Genomic DNA, 763 nt, shown 5'->3' on the forward strand with positions numbered 1-763 from the left:
AGATGTGTATAAGAGACAGGACGAGGCCGGGCAGCTCACCGAGCGCGTGCGGCGCAACCCGTACTCGATCGTGCTCTTCGACGAGATCGAGAAGGCCCACCCGGACGTGTTCAACCTGCTGCTGCAGGTGCTCGACGACGGGCGTCTCACCGACGGCCAGGGCCGCACGGTCGACTTCCGCAACACGGTGGTCGTCATGACCTCGAACCTCGGCAGCGAGTTCCTCGCGTCGCGTTCCGGTGCGATCGGGTTCATCGCCGACGCCGGCGGCCCCACGGGCTTCGGGTCGGACAAGGACCTGCGCGACCGCGTCATGGGCAAGCTCCGCGAGGCCATGCGCCCCGAATTCCTCAACCGCATCGACGAGATCGTGCTGTTCCGCAAGCTCGACCAGCCGCAGCTGCGGCAGATCGTGCGGCTCATGCTGGGAGCCACCGAGAGCCGCCTCGCCCAGCGCGAGGTGACGATCGAGGTCACCGAGGCCGCCGTCGACTGGCTCGCCGAGCACGGGTACGAGCCCGAGTACGGTGCCCGGCCGCTGCGCCGGCTCCTGCAGCGCGAGGTGGACGACCGCATCGCCGACCTGTTCGTCTCCGGCGACCTCGCCGACACCGGCGCGGTGACGGTGGATGCGGTGGACGACGCCCTCACGGTGCGCGCCACTCGCCCCGCCCTCGCCCCTGCCGCGTAATCCGCATCCCGAACGCCTCCCGGAGAACCCGGGAGGCGTTCGGCGTTTCGGTGCTGTCTCTTATACACATCT

At 69.1% G+C, this 763-nt stretch carries 1 protein-coding gene; it reads left to right on the forward strand.

Annotated features, from left to right (window positions below):
- Positions 1-691, forward strand: a 691-nt coding sequence (locus DQ241_RS20270; RefSeq protein WP_158545988.1) for an AAA family ATPase, incomplete at its 5' end; no start/stop codon positions are given.
- Positions 692-763: the final 72 nt, after the last annotated feature.

It is taken from the genome of Blastococcus sp. TF02A-30, from assembly GCF_003319185.1.
Taxonomy (GTDB): domain Bacteria; phylum Actinomycetota; class Actinomycetes; order Mycobacteriales; family Geodermatophilaceae; genus Blastococcus.